Origin of the sequence: Achromobacter spanius (assembly GCF_039673305.1) — a bacterium.
Classification (GTDB): Bacteria; Pseudomonadota; Gammaproteobacteria; order Burkholderiales; family Burkholderiaceae_B; genus Achromobacter; species Achromobacter spanius_F.
The window spans coordinates 1-1673 of the sequence record NZ_JBDJLJ010000122.1 but is presented as its reverse complement, the minus strand read 5'-3'; the positions used below and the strand labels follow the sequence as shown (position 1 = coordinate 1673).

Here is a 1673-nt window from a genome sequence, read left to right as displayed (position 1 = left end):
GCCAGCGGGCGCAGCCAGCACCGAGGATGCGATCAGCGCCTGAAAGACGAACAGGGCCGCCGCGAACAGCGAAACCCAACGTCTACCCGCGGTGGCGCACCTGTGCATCAGCATCCCCTTGACGGCGCAGATGGTAGCACCGCGACGGCACGGATCCGGCCCGAAAAGGCGCGTTGCCGGCTGCTCGCGGCGCCTATCTGCACCGCCCGTTGACGCAGATCAAGCACGCCGCGCCGCGCGCCAGCGCAGTACGTCCACCGCCATGAACGCAAGCAGGCTCGCGCCCATGACGGGCAGGCACCAGCCCAGGAGCAGCGCCACCGCGACGGCCGCGATGCGTCCGGGCCAGGACAGGTCGCGCCAGGCGTGCGTGAGCGTCTGGCCCGATGCGCCCGCCGCCGGGCGCCGCAGCCACCACATGCGATAGCCCAGCACGATCATCGCCGTCAGCGCGATCCCGATGGCGGCCATCAGCAGCTGGTTCGGCCATCCGAACAGGATGCCCATGTGCATGTCCACGCCCCAGCGGATGAGCTTGGCGATGAGCGGAAAGGTGTCGAAGTCGGCGCGGCTGGTGATGGCGAACGTGGCCGGGTCCACGGCGATCGTGTCGACCTGCGTGGGCCAGGAGCGGTCCACTTCGCGCACCAGCCAGGCCTGGCCGTCCGCGCGTGGCGGCCGGATCTCGAGCTGGCTGCTGTCGATGCCGCCCTGGCGCGCGGCGTCCAGCACCCGGTCGAAACCTTCCGGCACGCTGGCCGGCGCCGGCGCCATGGCCGCGTGGTCGTGCTGGCCGCCATGGTGATGCGCGTGTTCGCCGCCCGCAGCCATGCCGCCGCCGACGGCGCCAGGCAGCTTCAACGATACCGAGGGCGTGATCCAGCCCAGTTGGGCGCGCAGCTGGTCCACGCGGGCGCCCGCCCAGTTCGACCAGGTCAGGCCGGTGGCGGACAGGAACAGCAGGCCGATGCCTACCCAGAGCCCGAGCAGGCCATGCCAGCGCCGGGCGCGCAGGCGCGGGCTGCGCGCGGCCGCCGCCTTGTCCCGGTTGCGCTTGCCGAACCACAGGATGACGCCGCCCAGCGTCGCAAGCCAGAGCCACGAGGCGGCCAGCTCGCTGTAGTTGCGGCCCAGATCACCCAGCATCAGATTGCGGTGCAGGTAGTCCAGCTTGGTGCGGAAAGGCAGCGTGCCGCTGGTGCCGTAGACGGTCATGTCGCCCTGGATCTTCAGGGTGACGGGGTCCACGAACAGCGCGCGGCTTTCGGAATCGCCCATGCCGGGCTGCGTGAACATGACGCGGGTGGTCTCGCCCGGACCGGGCGCCGGCCGCACCGCGAACAGCCGCGGCCCGGCGCCGATGTGTGCCTGCGCGGCTTCGACCTGGCTGGCCAGCGGCTGCGACGGGCCGGTGGTGCGGGTGCGCAGCTGATCCGCGTAGATCACATTTTCAAGCTGCGGGGTCAGCACGAACAGGGTGCCGGTGACCGCCGCGACCAGGATGAAGGGACCGACGAACAGGCCGACATAGAAATGCAGCCGGGTGATCAACGCGAGCAAGGCGCTGCCGCTCGCGGACCGCGCGCGTGCGGACGCGCCGGGGGAATCCAGGGTATGAGTGGACATGGTGTTCTCGACAACAACGGACGCCGTCCGCAAAGGGACGGCAGTCG

Annotated in this window: 1 protein-coding gene; it reads right to left on the bottom strand. The window is 70.7% G+C overall.

Translation table 11 applies throughout. The annotated features are described in order from the left end of the window. Positions 1–219: 219 nt before the first annotated feature. Entirely contained in the window at positions 220–1626 is a 1407-nt protein-coding gene (locus ABE485_RS31090) for a PepSY-associated TM helix domain-containing protein (protein ID WP_346519097.1), read from the bottom strand. Between the last annotated feature and the right edge of the window lie 47 nt (positions 1627–1673).